Origin of the sequence: Epilithonimonas caeni DSM 17710, assembly GCF_000426465.1 — a bacterium.
Lineage (GTDB): Bacteria > Bacteroidota > Bacteroidia > Flavobacteriales > Weeksellaceae > Epilithonimonas > Epilithonimonas caeni.
Window position 1 is genome coordinate 341007 of the sequence record NZ_KE384527.1, and the last position, 13913, is coordinate 354919.

The following is a 13913-nucleotide window of genomic DNA, read 5'->3' on the forward strand; positions in this document are numbered from 1 at the left end:
TCTGTTTTTTATATTTGTTAAAATTTTAGAAAATAATGGAAAAATTAGATAGCCTGAATCAGGTAGCCGAATTTCACAGAACCTTCAATGCACCAATTTTGGATACGCCTCAAATCCCTTCAAAAGAACGCGCAGCTTTGAGAGTCAGTCTTTTACAAGAAGAATTAGACGAACTAAAAAAAGCAATTGAAGACAATGATCTTGTAGAAGTGGCGGACGCCCTTTGCGATTTGCAATATGTTTTGAGTGGCGCAGTTCTGGAGTTTGGTCTGGGAGAAAAATTCGTGGAATTGTTCAATGAAGTTCAGCGTTCTAATATGTCAAAAGCTTGTGATAATGAAGTTCAGGCTCAGGAAACTGTAGAATTCTACAAAGCCAAAGGAACCGATGCCTATTATGAAAAATCCGGAGACAAATATAATGTTCACAGGGTTGCTGACAACAAGGTTCTTAAAAACAAATATTATTCTGCTGCAGACCTGGCAGACATCATTAATAATTAACCACAAAAGACACAAAGATTTTTCATAAAGAATACAATTTTTAAACTTTAATAATTTTTAATTTGTGAACCTTGTGTTTAAAAAACAAAAAACATAATGAGAAAAATCTCAATATTATTAGGGATCATCACATTGACAAGCTTTAATTCCTGTGCAGAACGAGTGATTGTTAACAGAGAAGTGGAATCGAAAAACGACGGCAAAATACTGCTTGGAACACAAACGCTTGACCAGTTCCGCAAAGAGCCTTTCAAAACTTGGTTCGATGAAGAGTACAACCGTTATCAAGTTGACCAGACAAGTCTTTCTCAGCTGAAAAAGGAAAAACTGAATTCCTACAATCTGGTTGTTTTCGTCGGAAGCTGGTGTGAGGACAGTCACAGAGAATTTCCAAGACTGATCAAGATCCTGGAAACCTTGAAATACAATACCGCCAAAATGCAGATCATTGCCGTCAACAGAAAAAAGGAATCACCATCCGGAGAAGAAGGACTTTATAATATCACCAGAGTTCCGACAATCATCGTAAAAAAGTACGGAAAAGAAATTGGAAGAATCACAGAAATGCCGGAAACCGGATATTTGGAAAGGGATTTGCTTAACATTCTGAAAAAAGATAATAATTCAGGTTTGTTTAAATAATTTAAATAGTCTTCGAGAGCCTCAGACTGACAAAGCCTTTAGTATTAGAGTTGTCACACTGAGCTTATCGAAGTGTTTTTTAATAAATTAAACATTGCTGACAAATTCTAAATCAATGAATAGATACACAGGCATACTTTCGTTCATTTTCGGGATCATCTTAACGGTTTTCGTTTTCCTGTCGTGGAGAAGCTGCAACAAAAAAGATGAAGCAGCTCTCGTGAATCAGGATTATTATCTGATTACGAATCAAATCCAGAAAATGAACAAAATGGTGGTCTTGGAACAGGATTTTTCCAGCTTTCAAACGCACAAAAGTTCTGCAGCAAGCATTGCCGGATTTGATATTCTGCCAAGAGAGATGGTACTTTATACGACAGCAAAAACTCAGGTTTCTTATGATTTGAAAAGAATGAAAATCGATGTGGACACCATTAACAAAAAAGTTATCATTAATGAATTGCCTCAGCCGGAAATCAAGATCTTCCCGGATGTGAAGATTCATTTCATGGATGATTATGCGATCAACAGATTCAGCCAGAAAGACATCAACGGCATTATGGAATCTGCAAAGAAAAATATGGCGAAAAGTGTGAATCAGGAAAATCTGAAACAGCAGAGTAAAAAACAATTGAAAGAAAATCTTAACGAAATTTTTGTTTTGGCAAAAGCCTTGCATTATTCTATAGAAGATAAAACGAATACGTTCCCTTCCACCGAACTATAAAAAATTACCGTTATGAATCCTGATAAAAAGACCGAAAACAGCAACAGTTCTGAAAATAAAAAGCAGACCGAAGATTTTAAAAATATTCCTGCTGCCTCTGACAAGAAAAACCCACCTGACATTGACAAACAGGATATCGACAAAGGTTCGAAAGTGAACAAAGACGGAAAAACAGACAATACAGAAAAATAATTTCTTTCTTAAAAAATTCATCAATCCTTTCAAGATTTGAAAGGATTTTTTATTAAAATCCATTCTAAAAATAAACAATCGTTTAATTCTAAAGCAAGAAAAAATTAATCAAATTTAGGTTTGTTTAATAAATTAATGTATATTTAATACTGAAAATCAAACGTTAATGAATTTGGTTTCGCTGTGTTCTTTAAATTCCGTTTCACTTAAAAACATTACAGCTATGTCTTATATTGTAGTAGGGCTTTTCCCGAATCAGATGGAAGCTGATAAAGTCCTTTTAAAATTGGAAAACGCAGGTTACAATGACTACATTCTTTCTCATTCGGATGAGGAGATCTCGCAAAATGCAGCCATTGAGAAGAAAAATGGGTTTTGGAATTGGTTATTTGATGATAATCATCTCGATATTGCCCGTTTCGAATACGCAAGTATCGACCACAACACAATCACCGTACATCTGAAAACAGAACAGGATGCACACATCGTGAAAGATATCCTGGACAACAATGGCGCAGTGAATGTTGAAGAAAAAACTAGAGAATATATGTTTGAGAATCATTCTGAGAAACTTCAAACCTATTCTAATTCTGAAAGTATTAATGCCAAAATCGTTGCAAAAGCAAAAAACAATCTATTCTTTACAAACAACAGAAAACCCCATCATCATCACGAAAAAAGAACTTCTGATGAAATCGATGGGTTAGTATTTACAAAATTCAAGTAAAATGATTGGGGTAGCTTTATCTCCCACTTTGTCACTCTGAGGCTCTAGAAGAGTCCGTTCAGGCCGGGCTGCACAATTCGTGCGTTTTCAAATCTTTACAAACTCAAACGAAAACCTTTCTTAAACAACTGAAAGGTTTTTTTGTTGGGAAAATGTCTATTCTGCGAAGCGCGCCCCGGCCTGAGTGGAGCTCTTTTTCTTTTTTGTAAAAAAAGAAAAAAGCGGGAACGGAGGACGGATAAAGGCGCCCAAATATTAAAATAAAGTTAAAATTTATTGATATCCTGACTGTGACATCATTTTTGTTTAGAAAAAGACAAATATGTTTAATACCAAAAAATATTATTATGTCTTACACTATTATCGGGATTTTCCCAAACGAAACAGAAAGCAGAGATGTGATCACAAAACTGGAAAACGCCGGTCTTTATGAATATACGATTTCAAAGTCCGAAGTTGAAGCGCTTGAAAATATTGATACAGACAGAAAAGCTAATTTTTTTGATTGGTTGTTTGACAATGATGTTGTTGAAAAGGACCGCTACGAATATGCAAGCATCGACAGCAATACGATTACAGTTTATGCAGAAACTGAAGAGGATGCCAATGCCGCAAAAGCCATCTTAGACGAAAATGGAGCGATAGATGTGGAAGAAAAAACAAGAGATTATTTGGCCAATAGATATCCGGACCGACATAAAGAATATCCAATTCCAGAATCAACAAGGGCAAGGATTATTGCAAAAGCTAAAAATGATCTGTATTTTACGGATAATAGAAAAGCGACAACCACCATCCAAGAAGGAATGATAGATGAGATGGATTCTATGGGAAATAAAGATTAGTTTTAAAATTTAATCTTATAAAAAGAGCCGAATTTCTTCGGCTCTTTTTTGGCTTCATATCAATATTTTATACAATTGTGGATTTTCCCAATTGGATATTTTCGTAATTGTAGTAAGATTTTTCTGAGAAATGAATATAATCCGCAATGAAATCTCCCACTTCTGATGTTGCGTAATTCTGCTCAGCGTTCAGATCTACTGTTACAAATTTGCTTTCGATAGCGTGTTCCACACTTTGACGAAGTTTTTCTGCTGCTTGATTTAAATTTAAATAATCTAATAACATCGCAGCACTCAGAATCGATGCGACCGGATTTGCAATTCCTTTTCCCTTAGCCTGAGGATAAGAACCATGTATTGGTTCGAAAAGTCCATTATCCTTACCAATAGAAGCTGACGGTAATAATCCGATTGAACCGCCAATAACGCTAGCTTCATCCGAGATAATATCACCGAACATATTCTCTGTCAAGATTACATCAAACTGTTTTGGATCAAGAATCATCTGCATCGCCGCATTATCCACAAACATAAAGTCTAAGGTAACGTCCGGATATTCCAAAGCGATTTCTTTCACAATCTTTCTCCAAAGTCTGGATGTATCAAGAACGTTGGCTTTGTCAATCAATGTCAGTTTTTTCTTTCTTTTCTGAGCATCCTGAAACGCCAAATGTGTAATCCCGCTTATCTCTTCTTTAGAATATTTGCAAAGATCGTAGGCATATTCTCCATTTTCATCAGTAAATTTTTCCCCGAAGTAAATTCCGCTAATCAGCTCACGATAAATCTGAATATCCGTTCCATCAATGATTTCTTTTTTCAAAGGGCTTTTTTTGATCAAAGAAGCGTAGGTTTTGATTGGTCTGATGTTGGCAAATAATCCCAGTTCTTTTCTAAGTTTGAGCAAACCTTGCTCGGGACGAACTTTTGCATCGGGATTATTATCAAATGCTGGGTCGCCAATGGCCCCGAACAAAACGGCATCAGAATTTTTACATAATTCCAAAGTCTCATCCGGCAAAGGATTTCCGGTCTGATATATCGCCTCTGCTCCCATCACACCGTAATTAAATTCGAAATTATATTGAAAAACCTCTCCTATTACCTTCAGTATCTTTACGCTTTCATTGGTAACTTCCGGGCCGATTCCATCCCCCGGTAAAACGGCTATTTTATAATTATTGCTCATATACTTTCTGTGCTTTTTGTTCAAATGCTTTTATGGCGTCTTTTTTACTTGTTAAAAAATCGATATCATCGTAGCCATTCATCAGGCATATTTTTTTGTAGGAATCCAACTCGAAACTTTCTGTTTTTTCATTGAAAGAAATCGTCTGTTTCTCAACATCTACAGTAATTTCAGTGGATGGATTTCCAGTAATGGTTTCTATCAGATCTTTAAGATATCCCTCAGAAACCTTCACCGGAAGAAGTCCGTTGTTAAGTGCATTTCCTTTAAAAATATCCGCAAAATAACTTGACACTACAACCTTGAATCCGTAGTCTGTCAACGCCCAGGCTGCGTGTTCCCGGCTGCTTCCGCATCCAAAGTTATTTCCGGCAACGAGAATTTCGCCAGAATATTTGGAATTATTCAGAACAAAATCAGCATTGGGTTCATTAGTATGAACATTATATCGCCAGTCTCTGAAAAGGTTTTCCCCAAATCCTTCTTTGCTGATACTTTTCAGGAAACGAGCAGGAATTATCTGGTCTGTATCTATATTTTCACTCGGCAATGGAACAGCCTGAGAATTGATTAAAACTAATTTTTGCATACTTATAATTCAGTGTTCAAAATTTAAAATTCAATGTTTTTAAATTCCAGTGTATAATTAATTCAAATTTTAAAAAGCCGGGATTCTTCCTTCCACAGCAACTTTCGCAGCAGTTAAAGGACTTGCCAAAAGTGTTCTCGCACCTTGACCTTGACGACCTTCGAAGTTTCTGTTGGAAGTAGAAACACAATATTCGCCTTCCGGGATTTTGTCTTCATTCATTGCCAGACACGCTGAACATCCTGGCTGACGGATTTGAAAACCAGCATCATTAAATACTTTGTCCAATCCTTCGTCATAGATTTGCCTGGCCACTTGCTGTGAACCCGGAACCAGCCAGGCCACAATATTTTCAGCCTTTTGTTTTCCTTTCATATAAGCTGCAGCGGAACGGAAATCTTCAATTCTCGCATTGGTACAGCTTCCGATAAAAACATAATTTACTTTGATATCCGATGTCGATTGTCCGGCATTCAGCCCCATATATTTTAATGCCTTTTCCTCAGATTCATTTTGAGCGGCCGGAATTTTGGAATCAATGGAAATTCCCATTCCAGGATTGGTTCCGTAGGTAATCATCGGTTTGATATCTTCCGCAGCGAATTCAAATTCTTTATCAAAAATTGCTTCAGAATCCGATTTTAAAGTTTTCCAATATTCAACTTTTTCTGTCCACTCCTCACCTTTTGGTGCAAATGTTCTGTCTTTGATATAATCGAAAGTCGTTTCGTCCGGTGCGATCATTCCGCCTCTCGCTCCCATTTCGATGCTCATATTACAAACCGTCATTCTTCCTTCCATAGACATTTCTTCAAAAACATTTCCTGCGTATTCACAGAAATATCCTGTTCCGGCATCCGTTCCGATTTTTGAAATAATATAAAGAATCACATCTTTTGCCTGAACATCTTTATTCAATTTTCCATTCACCGAAACCCGCATCGATTTCGGTTTGTTCATTAACAGACATTGACTCGCAAAAACCTGCGCCACCTGGCTTGTTCCAATTCCGAAGGCAATTGCTCCGAATGCGCCGTGTGTGGAAGTATGGCTATCGCCGCAAACAATACTCATTCCTGGTTGCGTAATTCCCAACTCTGGTGCGATGATGTGAACAATTCCTTGATACTGATGCCCAAGTCCATACAATTCGATGTTGTTCTTTTTACAATTTTCGGTCAGTTGTTGAACCTGCGTTCTTGATAACTCATCTCTGATTGGCAATTCCTGTCCAAGTGTCGGAACATTGTGGTCTGCTGTTGCCACAATCTGGTTTGGCCGAAAAACTTCCAGACCTCTCGCTTCCAGTTCTGCAAAAGCCTGCGGACTGGTCACTTCGTGAATCAGATGTTTATCGATATAAATCACCTGAGGTCCATCCGGAACGGTTTCTACAACGTGTGCATCCCAAACTTTATCAAATAATGTTTTGTTTTGGCTCATTTTATTTTCTATCCGATTTTTTGATTAAATGATTTCATCATATAGCTTAAATCATCATTATTAACTTCTTTTTTGGTATCGGCAATTTTCAAAAACTCCTGATACAGAAAATCCAATTCGACTTTTGTCACATCAAAACCAATATTTTTGAAACGATAAGCCAGAGCAGAGCGTCCGCTTCGGGCAGTCAAAACAATTGATGACTCGTTGATTCCAACTTCTCTTGGGTCGATGATTTCGTAAGTTTCCCTGTTTTTGATGACACCGTCCTGATGAATCCCTGAACTATGCGCAAATGCATTAGCACCAACAATGGCCTTGTTTGGCTGAACCGGCATTCCCATCAGGTCAGAAACCAAATAACTCATTTCATTGAGCATCTTAGAATTGACATCGGTGAAGAAATTAAGATTTGGATGTTGTTTGATAATCATCACAACCTCTTCCAAAGCCGTGTTTCCGGCGCGTTCCCCAAGCCCGTTGATGGTGCATTCGATTTGTCTGGCGCCGTTGATAATCCCAGAAATCGAATTGGCAGTCGCCATCCCCAAATCGTTGTGGCAATGGCAGGACAAAATTGCTTTGTCGATATCTTTTACGTTATCTTTCAGGTATTTAATCTTTCTTCCATATTCTTCCGGCAGGCAATAACCTGTCGTATCAGGAATGTTAAGAACCGTCGCTCCCGCTTTAATGACTTCTTCGCAAACTTTTGCAAGGAAATCATTATCGGTCCTTCCTGCATCTTCTGCATAAAACTCGACATCATCTACAAAGTTCTTCGCATATTTCACCGCCTCAACAGCGCGTTTTATAATATCTTCCCTTGTGGAATTGAATTTGAATTTAATATGAGAATCCGAAGTACCGATTCCTGTATGGATTCTCGGTCTTTTTGCATACTTCAGAGCTTCCGCAGCAACTTCTATATCTTTCTTATTAGCTCTGGTAAGTCCGCAGACTTTGGCATTTTTTACAATTTTTGAAATCTCCTGAACTGACTTAAAATCCCCAGGGCTGGAAATCGGAAAACCGGCTTCAATAATATCAACACCCAAAAAATCGAGTTTCTCTGCGATAACTAATTTTTGTTCCGTATTCAGTTTACATCCCGGAACTTGTTCACCATCTCTCAGCGTCGTATCAAAAATTTCAATTTTTTCAGGATTCATAATAGAGTTTTTATCTAATTTTGATATTCAAAAATAAAATTTGAACATTTGTTTATAATAGATTCAATTCAAAAAATACAATATCCGATTTGCTCAAAATAATTTATAAAAACTTAATTATCAATTATTTAAATATTCAATTTTTACAATGTCAGAATTACAGAAAGATTTTTTATTTGTCCTCATAAAGTCACTTTCGACCTCGGAAAAGAGACAATTTAAGCTATATGTCAATCGTCTCGGAATCAATGTCGATGCAAAATTTCTTCTGCTTTTTTCTGAATTGGATAAAATGAAAGAATACAACGAGGAGATCATTCTTGAAAAAAAAATATCATCGAAACAACAGCTTTCCAATCTGAAAGCGCATCTTTACAAACAGATCTTGGTAAGCCTGAGACTCAATCCAAGTCATCAGAATAACAGGATGCAACTTCGGGAACAGCTTGATTTCGCCAATATTCTTTACCAAAAAGGATTACACAAACAAGCTCTGAAAATCCTGGACAAAGCCAAACAATCGGCTATGGAGCTGGATGAAAAAACGATTGCATCCGAAATCATAGAACTTGAAAAGGTCATTGAATCTCAATTCATTACCCGAAGTATTGATGGGCGGGCTGATGAACTTATCCGCCAATCCAGCGAAATAAGCCAGCAGAACAGGTATGCGACCAAACTTTCTAATTTGTCCCTGAAATTATATAGCGAAATGTTGACGCACGGCTACATCAAAAACGATGAAGACCGGGAAAAAATCATCGACTTTTTTGATAAAAAATTAGCAAAAATAGACCTCCAAAAACTGAATTTCACAGAAAAACTCTGGTATTACAAAGCCCACGTCTGGAAAAACCAGCTTCTGCAGGATTATAAATACACCCTGAAATATGCTTATCAATGGGTAGAATTGTTTCACCAGAATCCGGAAATGATAAAAAGTCATCCGGTCTGGTATATCAAAGGTAATACTTACCTGTTCAAGCTTTTGTTTATCTATGGAAGTATCAAAGGAATTGAGAAGAGTTTTGAGAAGTTCAATAATGTTGTGAAATCTGAGATTTTTGTTCATAACGAGAATTCTCAATCTTTGATTTTTCTTAATTATTATAACACTTTGATGAATCTCTATTTCATCAAAGGAGATTTTTTCAAAGGCACAAAACTGATTCCTGAGCTGGAACTTAAGATGGAAAAATTCCGTGATAAAGTGGATGAACATCATTTGTTGATACTTTATCTGAAAATTGCTTCGATGTATTTCGGAAGTAAAAATTATCAGAATACGATAAAATACGGTTTGAGAATCATTAATTCCAAAGGCAACATTCAGGAGGATTTGCTTTTCCATACAAGAATTTTGATTCTTATGGCAAAATTTGAAGCCAGTTTTGATGAAGATTATGACGACTTCGTGAAAAATACGTTGAAGTTTGCTAAAAAGATGAAAAACCCATCAGATTTACATTTCAACATTGTGAATTTTTTCAAACAAATCAGTGATAAAAATTCGGCAGAACAGATGTCCGCTTTCAAAGAATTCGAAAAGCAACTGGAAGAATCCGAAAAAAACCGATACGACAAAAGAACGCTGATGTACATCGACATCCACGGATGGATAAAATCAAAAGTCAGAAATGTAGATGTTATTGAGATCATAAAAGAGAAAGTTAAGACCAAATAAATATCAATTTTCTTTAAAAAAATCACTATTTTTGCATCTTAAAAATTTCAGTCATAATGCTAAAAATTACACTTCCTGATGGCAGCATCAGAGAATATGAAGGAGCAGTTACTCCACTACAAGTTGCGCAAAGTATAAGTGACGGTTTGGCAAGAAATACCATTTCTGCAATCGTGAACGGAAAACAGACAGAAGTAGAAACCACGATAACGGAGGATTCTACAGTGCAACTTTTGACGTGGAATGACGATATGGGTAAAAAAGCATTCTGGCATTCGTCAGCTCACTTATTGGCACAGGCAATTATGGAATTTTATCCTGATGCAAAACTGACAATCGGGCCTGCAATCGCGAACGGGTTCTACTATGATGTGGATTTCGGAGGAAAGCCTTTGTCGGAAAATGACTTCGAGAAACTGGAAAAGAAAATTTTGGAAAACGCTAAGAAAAACTCCACTTTCAACCTTCGTGAAGTTTCTAAAGCTGACGCATTAAAAGAATATGCAGATAACCCTTTCAAAACTGAACTGATTGAGAATCTGCCTGATGGCGAAATCACTTTCGTAACCCACGATAACTTCACAGACCTTTGTAGAGGTGGTCACATCCCTTCAACAGGAATTGTGAAAGCTGTGAAAATCCTTAACGCAGCCGGAGCTTACTGGAGAGGCGATGAGAAAAATCCTCAGCTGACAAGAGTTTACGGCATCTCTTTCCCTAAACAAAAAGAATTAACTGAATATCTTGAAAGACTTGAAGAAGCTAAAAGAAGAGACCACAGAAAACTAGGAAAAGAACTAGGAATTTTTGCTTTTTCTGAAAAAGTTGGACAAGGTCTTCCACTTTGGTTACCAAAAGGTGCAGCACTTAGGAAAAAATTAGAGAATTTCCTTTCTGTAGCTCAGAAAAAACAAGGTTATGAATTCGTAATTTCTCCGCATATCGGAGCAAAAGAATTATATGTAACTTCCGGACACTGGGACAAATACGGAGCAGACAGCTTCCAACCAATCAAAACACCTAACGAAGGTGAAGAATTTTTGTTGAAGCCAATGAACTGCCCTCACCACTGTGAAATCTATAAGGCTCAACAATGGTCTTATAAAGATCTTCCAAAACGTTATGCAGAGTTTGGAACCGTATACAGATATGAGCAGTCCGGAGAATTACACGGTTTAACAAGAGTTCGTGGATTTACTCAGGATGATGCACACCTTTTCTGTACGCCTGACCAATTGTTACAGGAATTTGAAAAGGTAATTGACTTAGTTTTGTACGTTTTCGGTTCACTTGGATTTGCTGACTTTACGGCTCAAATCTCATTGAGAGACCCGGAAAACAGGGAAAAATATATCGGTTCCGATGAAAATTGGGAGAAAGCGGAAAACGCCATCGTAACTGCAGCTAAAGCTAAAGGCCTTAAAACTGTCACTGAATATGGCGAAGCAGCTTTCTATGGTCCTAAGCTTGACTTTATGGTGAAAGATGCTTTGGGAAGAAGCTGGCAGTTGGGAACAATTCAAGTAGATTACAACTTACCGGAAAGATTTGACCTTTGGTATAATGGTAATGATAATGAGAAGCACAGACCAGTGATGATCCACCGAGCACCATTTGGTTCTATGGAGAGATTCATTGCGATTCTGATTGAAAATACAGCGGGAGATTTCCCACTTTGGTTGAGTCCGGAACAGTTTACGATTTTGCCGATCAGTGAAAAGTATGCAGATTATGCAAAAAAAGTTTCAGAATCATTGGAAATTCACGATATTTGCGGATTGATTGACGACAGGAATGAGAAAACGGGTAAAAAAATCCGTGATGCCGAGTTGAAAAAGTTACCATTTATGCTTATTGTAGGTGAGAACGAAGAAAACAACGGTACGATTTCTGTAAGAAGAAGAGGCGAAGGCGATTTGGGCGAAATGACGATCGAAGCATTCATCACCTATTTCAAAGAGCAGGCAAAACCGGCATTTGAACTGGGCTCAAACTAACAAAACCTTATTAAAGAATATTAATTTTAAAATTTTAAAACCATAGCACTAAAAAGAAACAACAGCAGAGGTCCGATGAGACGTCCAGTTCAGGAAGACCTTCATCAAATCAACGATAAGATCCGTGCAAGAGAAGTACGTCTTGTGGGAGATAACGTTGAACCAGGAGTTTATCCATTATCAAAAGCTTTAGAGATCGCAAGAGAACAAGAGTTGGACCTTGTGGTTATTTCTGATAAAGCAGAGCCTTACATTTCCCGTATCCTGGATTATAAAAAATTCTTGTACGAGCAAAAGAAGAAGACCAAAGAACTAAAAGCGAAGCAAGTAAAAGTTGTTGTAAAAGAGATCAGATTCGGACCTCAAACCGATGATCACGATTACGAATTCAAGAAAAAGCACGCTGAAAAATTCTTGGAAGAAGGTTCTAAGCTGAAAACTTATGTTTTCTTCAAAGGACGTTCTATCATTTTCAAAGACCAGGGAGAGATCCTTCTTTTGAAACTGGCTCAAGATCTGGAACATGTTGGAAAAGTAGACCAGCTTCCTAAACTTGAAGGAAAAAGAATGATCATGATGATGAGTCCTAAAAAGGCTGCTAAATAAGACTACAAATATCTATTTATAATATAAAACCTCGAATTAATTTTTGAGGTTTTTTTGTATAGCTGGTATCTAATCTTTATATGGAAACATCATAACAGTTTCAGATGAATCGAAAAAAGATGAAGCAATTAAATGTTTAGCTACAAATTTTTTATTTTCTCCCTCCAATGGATATTCAAATCCTTTGTACAAAGCATCTCTATTATCGTACAAATTAATATTACATTTGAATCCTGTATAGAAACCTCTAATTTCATCAAAAATTTTCTTAGCTTCTTCTTTGTTATTAACTTTAACTTTTAATAATACGTTTATATTACGAAGCATTATTTGTGGATTTAAATCCAATTCAAGTACTTCAAATTTTTCAGTTTTTAATTTTTCATTAATATCAGGTGCATCTTTCATTAATTCAGCATCTTCAATTCTTACTCTTTCATTGTGTTTAGAAACTTGATGTCGTTTATATAAATACCAAATTATAATTATTGAAAAAAGAATTATAAATATTTTTAAACAGCCATTTTTTTTCATAATAGTGATGTTATTAGATATGATGATTCTGTAAATACTAAGATTTTATTAAAAAGTTTGTCTCCCAAAATTAAGATTCAAATTTCATATATCCTTACGGAAAACCGTATTTAAATTTCTTTTTGAATTAAAAAAAGCAATCTCCATTCATTCACAAAATCAAACAGAAATTTCATTATCCTACTCTCAGAAATTTTTCGTAATTTTGCAAACTATTATTCTTAGATACGTTTAAGAATAAAGAATAGATATTGATAACAAACCATAAAAAGCAGAACAATGCCAAAATTAAAAACGAAATCAGGTGCTAAAAAGCGTTTTGCTCTTACCGGAACTGGTAAGATCAAAAGAAAGAATGCTTTCAAAAGCCACATCTTGACTAAGAAAGAAACTAAGCAAAAGAGAAATCTAACGCAAACTTCTTATGTTGCTGCTGTGGACACTAAGAGTGTTTTGAGACAATTAGCAATTAAGTAGTTTTTATAAATCTATATTCGGTTTATAAGAATTCAAAACAAATTCAACAATTTAACCCTGAAATGGAGCCACTAAGTGAATGATAAATGATAAATGATAAATGATAAATGATTTATAATCAATCATCTATTATCAATCATAAATCTTCCGCACATTTCAAAAAAAACAATTTAAATTATGCCAAGATCAGTAAATTCTGTAGCGTCCAGAGCGCGTAGAAAAAAAGTATTAAAGCAGGCTAAAGGTTTTTTCGGTAGAAGAAAGAACGTTTGGACTGTAGCTAAAAATGCGGTAGAAAAAGCAATGCAATATGCTTACCGTGGTAGAAAAGAGAAGAAAAGAAACTTCAGAAGCCTTTGGGTAACTCGTATCAATGCGGGTGCAAGAGAACACGGATTATCTTACTCTCAGTTCATGGGAGCTCTTAAGAAAAACAACATCGAGCTAAACAGAAAAGTTCTTGCAGACCTTGCAATGAACCATCCAGAAGCTTTCAAAGCTGTTGTAGATCAAGTAAAATAATTACAAATCTTTGTTATCAATATAAAATCCTGAGAAATATCTCGGGATTTTTTATTTTTACCAA

Annotated in this window: 16 protein-coding genes; 11 read left to right on the forward strand and 5 right to left on the reverse strand. The window is 36.2% G+C overall.

Annotated elements, in window-relative coordinates; genetic code table 11:
- Positions 1–35: 35 nt before the first annotated feature.
- The 6 genes from K319_RS0116610 (at position 36) to K319_RS0116635 (ending at position 3636) form a co-directional block, all read left to right on the forward strand.
- Positions 36–503 (forward strand): pyrophosphohydrolase domain-containing protein, encoded by a 468-nt coding sequence (locus K319_RS0116610; RefSeq protein WP_027384625.1) that lies wholly within the window; start codon positions 36–38, stop codon positions 501–503.
- Between the two features lie 96 nt (positions 504–599).
- On the forward strand, positions 600–1145 hold the full coding sequence (locus K319_RS0116615) for a TlpA family protein disulfide reductase (RefSeq protein WP_027384626.1): 546 nt from the start codon (positions 600–602) through the stop codon (positions 1143–1145).
- Positions 1146–1260: 115 nt separating this feature from the next.
- Positions 1261–1872, forward strand: a complete 612-nt coding sequence (locus tag K319_RS0116620) for a DUF4230 domain-containing protein (protein ID WP_027384627.1) — start codon at positions 1261–1263, stop codon at positions 1870–1872.
- A 12-nt stretch (positions 1873–1884) separates the two neighbouring features.
- A complete protein-coding gene (locus K319_RS0116625; RefSeq protein WP_034672007.1) occupies positions 1885–2064 on the forward strand; it encodes a hypothetical protein in 180 nt (59 codons plus the stop codon).
- Positions 2065–2287: 223 nt separating this feature from the next.
- A complete protein-coding gene (locus K319_RS0116630) occupies positions 2288–2791 on the forward strand; it encodes a hypothetical protein (protein ID WP_156907123.1) in 504 nt (167 codons plus the stop codon).
- Positions 2792–3138: 347 nt separating this feature from the next.
- A complete protein-coding gene (locus K319_RS0116635; RefSeq protein WP_027384630.1) occupies positions 3139–3636 on the forward strand; it encodes a hypothetical protein in 498 nt (165 codons plus the stop codon).
- Positions 3637–3703: 67 nt separating this feature from the next.
- On the opposite strand, the gene leuB is transcribed toward K319_RS0116635, so the two are convergent.
- The 4 genes from leuB to K319_RS20660 all read right to left on the reverse strand — a co-directional run bounded on the left by leuB (position 3704) and on the right by K319_RS20660 (position 8029).
- A complete protein-coding gene (leuB, locus tag K319_RS0116640) occupies positions 3704–4825 on the reverse strand; it encodes a 3-isopropylmalate dehydrogenase (RefSeq protein ID WP_027384631.1) in 1122 nt (373 codons plus the stop codon).
- Complete coding sequence (gene leuD, locus K319_RS0116645) at positions 4815–5414, reverse strand: 3-isopropylmalate dehydratase small subunit (RefSeq protein ID WP_027384632.1); 600 nt, start codon at positions 5412–5414, stop codon at positions 4815–4817. Before leuD ends, leuB begins: the two co-directional genes overlap by 11 nt.
- Before the next feature lie 69 nt (positions 5415–5483).
- Positions 5484–6857 carry a 3-isopropylmalate dehydratase large subunit gene (gene leuC, locus K319_RS0116650; protein WP_027384633.1) on the reverse strand — a complete coding sequence of 458 codons (1374 nt, stop codon included), beginning with the start codon at positions 6855–6857 and terminating at the stop codon, positions 5484–5486.
- Positions 6858–6865: 8 nt separating this feature from the next.
- Positions 6866–8029: a 2-isopropylmalate synthase gene (locus K319_RS20660; protein WP_084403466.1), complete on the reverse strand. Its 1164-nt coding sequence runs from the start codon at positions 8027–8029 to the stop codon at positions 6866–6868.
- Positions 8030–8177: 148 nt separating this feature from the next.
- Here K319_RS20660 and K319_RS0116660 point away from each other — a divergent pair, with 148 nt between their 5' ends.
- The 3 genes from K319_RS0116660 (at position 8178) to infC (ending at position 12316) form a co-directional block, all read left to right on the forward strand.
- Positions 8178–9713, forward strand: coding sequence for a hypothetical protein (locus K319_RS0116660; RefSeq protein ID WP_027384634.1), 1536 nt, complete (start codon positions 8178–8180; stop codon positions 9711–9713).
- Between the two features lie 56 nt (positions 9714–9769).
- On the forward strand, positions 9770–11710 hold the full coding sequence (thrS, locus tag K319_RS0116665) for a threonine--tRNA ligase (RefSeq protein WP_027384635.1): 1941 nt from the start codon (positions 9770–9772) through the stop codon (positions 11708–11710).
- 75 nt (positions 11711–11785) lie between these two features.
- Positions 11786–12316 carry a translation initiation factor IF-3 gene (gene infC / locus K319_RS20665; RefSeq protein ID WP_051230767.1) on the forward strand — a complete coding sequence of 177 codons (531 nt, stop codon included), beginning with the start codon at positions 11786–11788 and terminating at the stop codon, positions 12314–12316.
- Between the two features lie 69 nt (positions 12317–12385).
- On the opposite strand, the gene K319_RS0116675 is transcribed toward infC, so the two are convergent.
- Positions 12386–12850 carry a hypothetical protein gene (locus K319_RS0116675; RefSeq protein WP_027384636.1) on the reverse strand — a complete coding sequence of 155 codons (465 nt, stop codon included), beginning with the start codon at positions 12848–12850 and terminating at the stop codon, positions 12386–12388.
- 279 nt (positions 12851–13129) lie between these two features.
- Here K319_RS0116675 and rpmI point away from each other — a divergent pair, with 279 nt between their 5' ends.
- Positions 13130–13327 carry a 50S ribosomal protein L35 gene (rpmI, locus tag K319_RS0116680; protein ID WP_027384637.1) on the forward strand — a complete coding sequence of 66 codons (198 nt, stop codon included), beginning with the start codon at positions 13130–13132 and terminating at the stop codon, positions 13325–13327.
- A 177-nt stretch (positions 13328–13504) separates the two neighbouring features.
- Complete coding sequence (rplT, locus tag K319_RS0116685; protein ID WP_027384638.1) at positions 13505–13849, forward strand: 50S ribosomal protein L20; 345 nt, start codon at positions 13505–13507, stop codon at positions 13847–13849.
- Positions 13850–13913 lie beyond the last annotated feature (64 nt).

Bases quoted from the DNA above. Each gene is read 5' to 3' on its own strand.
- K319_RS0116610 (WP_027384625.1), top strand. From the start codon at position 36: ATGGAAAAATTAGATAGCCTGAATCAGGTAGCCGAATTTCACAGAACC.
- K319_RS0116615 (WP_027384626.1), top strand. From the start codon at position 600: ATGAGAAAAATCTCAATATTATTAGGGATCATCACATTGACAAGCTTT.
- K319_RS0116620 (WP_027384627.1), top strand. From the start codon at position 1,261: ATGAATAGATACACAGGCATACTTTCGTTCATTTTCGGGATCATCTTA.
- K319_RS0116625 (WP_034672007.1), top strand. From the start codon at position 1,885: ATGAATCCTGATAAAAAGACCGAAAACAGCAACAGTTCTGAAAATAAA.
- K319_RS0116630 (WP_156907123.1), top strand. From the start codon at position 2,288: ATGTCTTATATTGTAGTAGGGCTTTTCCCGAATCAGATGGAAGCTGAT.
- K319_RS0116635 (WP_027384630.1), top strand. From the start codon at position 3,139: ATGTCTTACACTATTATCGGGATTTTCCCAAACGAAACAGAAAGCAGA.
- leuB (WP_027384631.1), bottom strand. From the start codon at position 4,825: ATGAGCAATAATTATAAAATAGCCGTTTTACCGGGGGATGGAATCGGC.
- leuD (WP_027384632.1), bottom strand. From the start codon at position 5,414: ATGCAAAAATTAGTTTTAATCAATTCTCAGGCTGTTCCATTGCCGAGT.
- leuC (WP_027384633.1), bottom strand. From the start codon at position 6,857: ATGAGCCAAAACAAAACATTATTTGATAAAGTTTGGGATGCACACGTT.
- K319_RS20660 (WP_084403466.1), bottom strand. From the start codon at position 8,029: ATGAATCCTGAAAAAATTGAAATTTTTGATACGACGCTGAGAGATGGT.
- K319_RS0116660 (WP_027384634.1), top strand. From the start codon at position 8,178: ATGTCAGAATTACAGAAAGATTTTTTATTTGTCCTCATAAAGTCACTT.
- thrS (WP_027384635.1), top strand. From the start codon at position 9,770: ATGCTAAAAATTACACTTCCTGATGGCAGCATCAGAGAATATGAAGGA.
- infC (WP_051230767.1), top strand. From the start codon at position 11,786: ATGAGACGTCCAGTTCAGGAAGACCTTCATCAAATCAACGATAAGATC.
- K319_RS0116675 (WP_027384636.1), bottom strand. From the start codon at position 12,850: ATGAAAAAAAATGGCTGTTTAAAAATATTTATAATTCTTTTTTCAATA.
- rpmI (WP_027384637.1), top strand. From the start codon at position 13,130: ATGCCAAAATTAAAAACGAAATCAGGTGCTAAAAAGCGTTTTGCTCTT.
- rplT (WP_027384638.1), top strand. From the start codon at position 13,505: ATGCCAAGATCAGTAAATTCTGTAGCGTCCAGAGCGCGTAGAAAAAAA.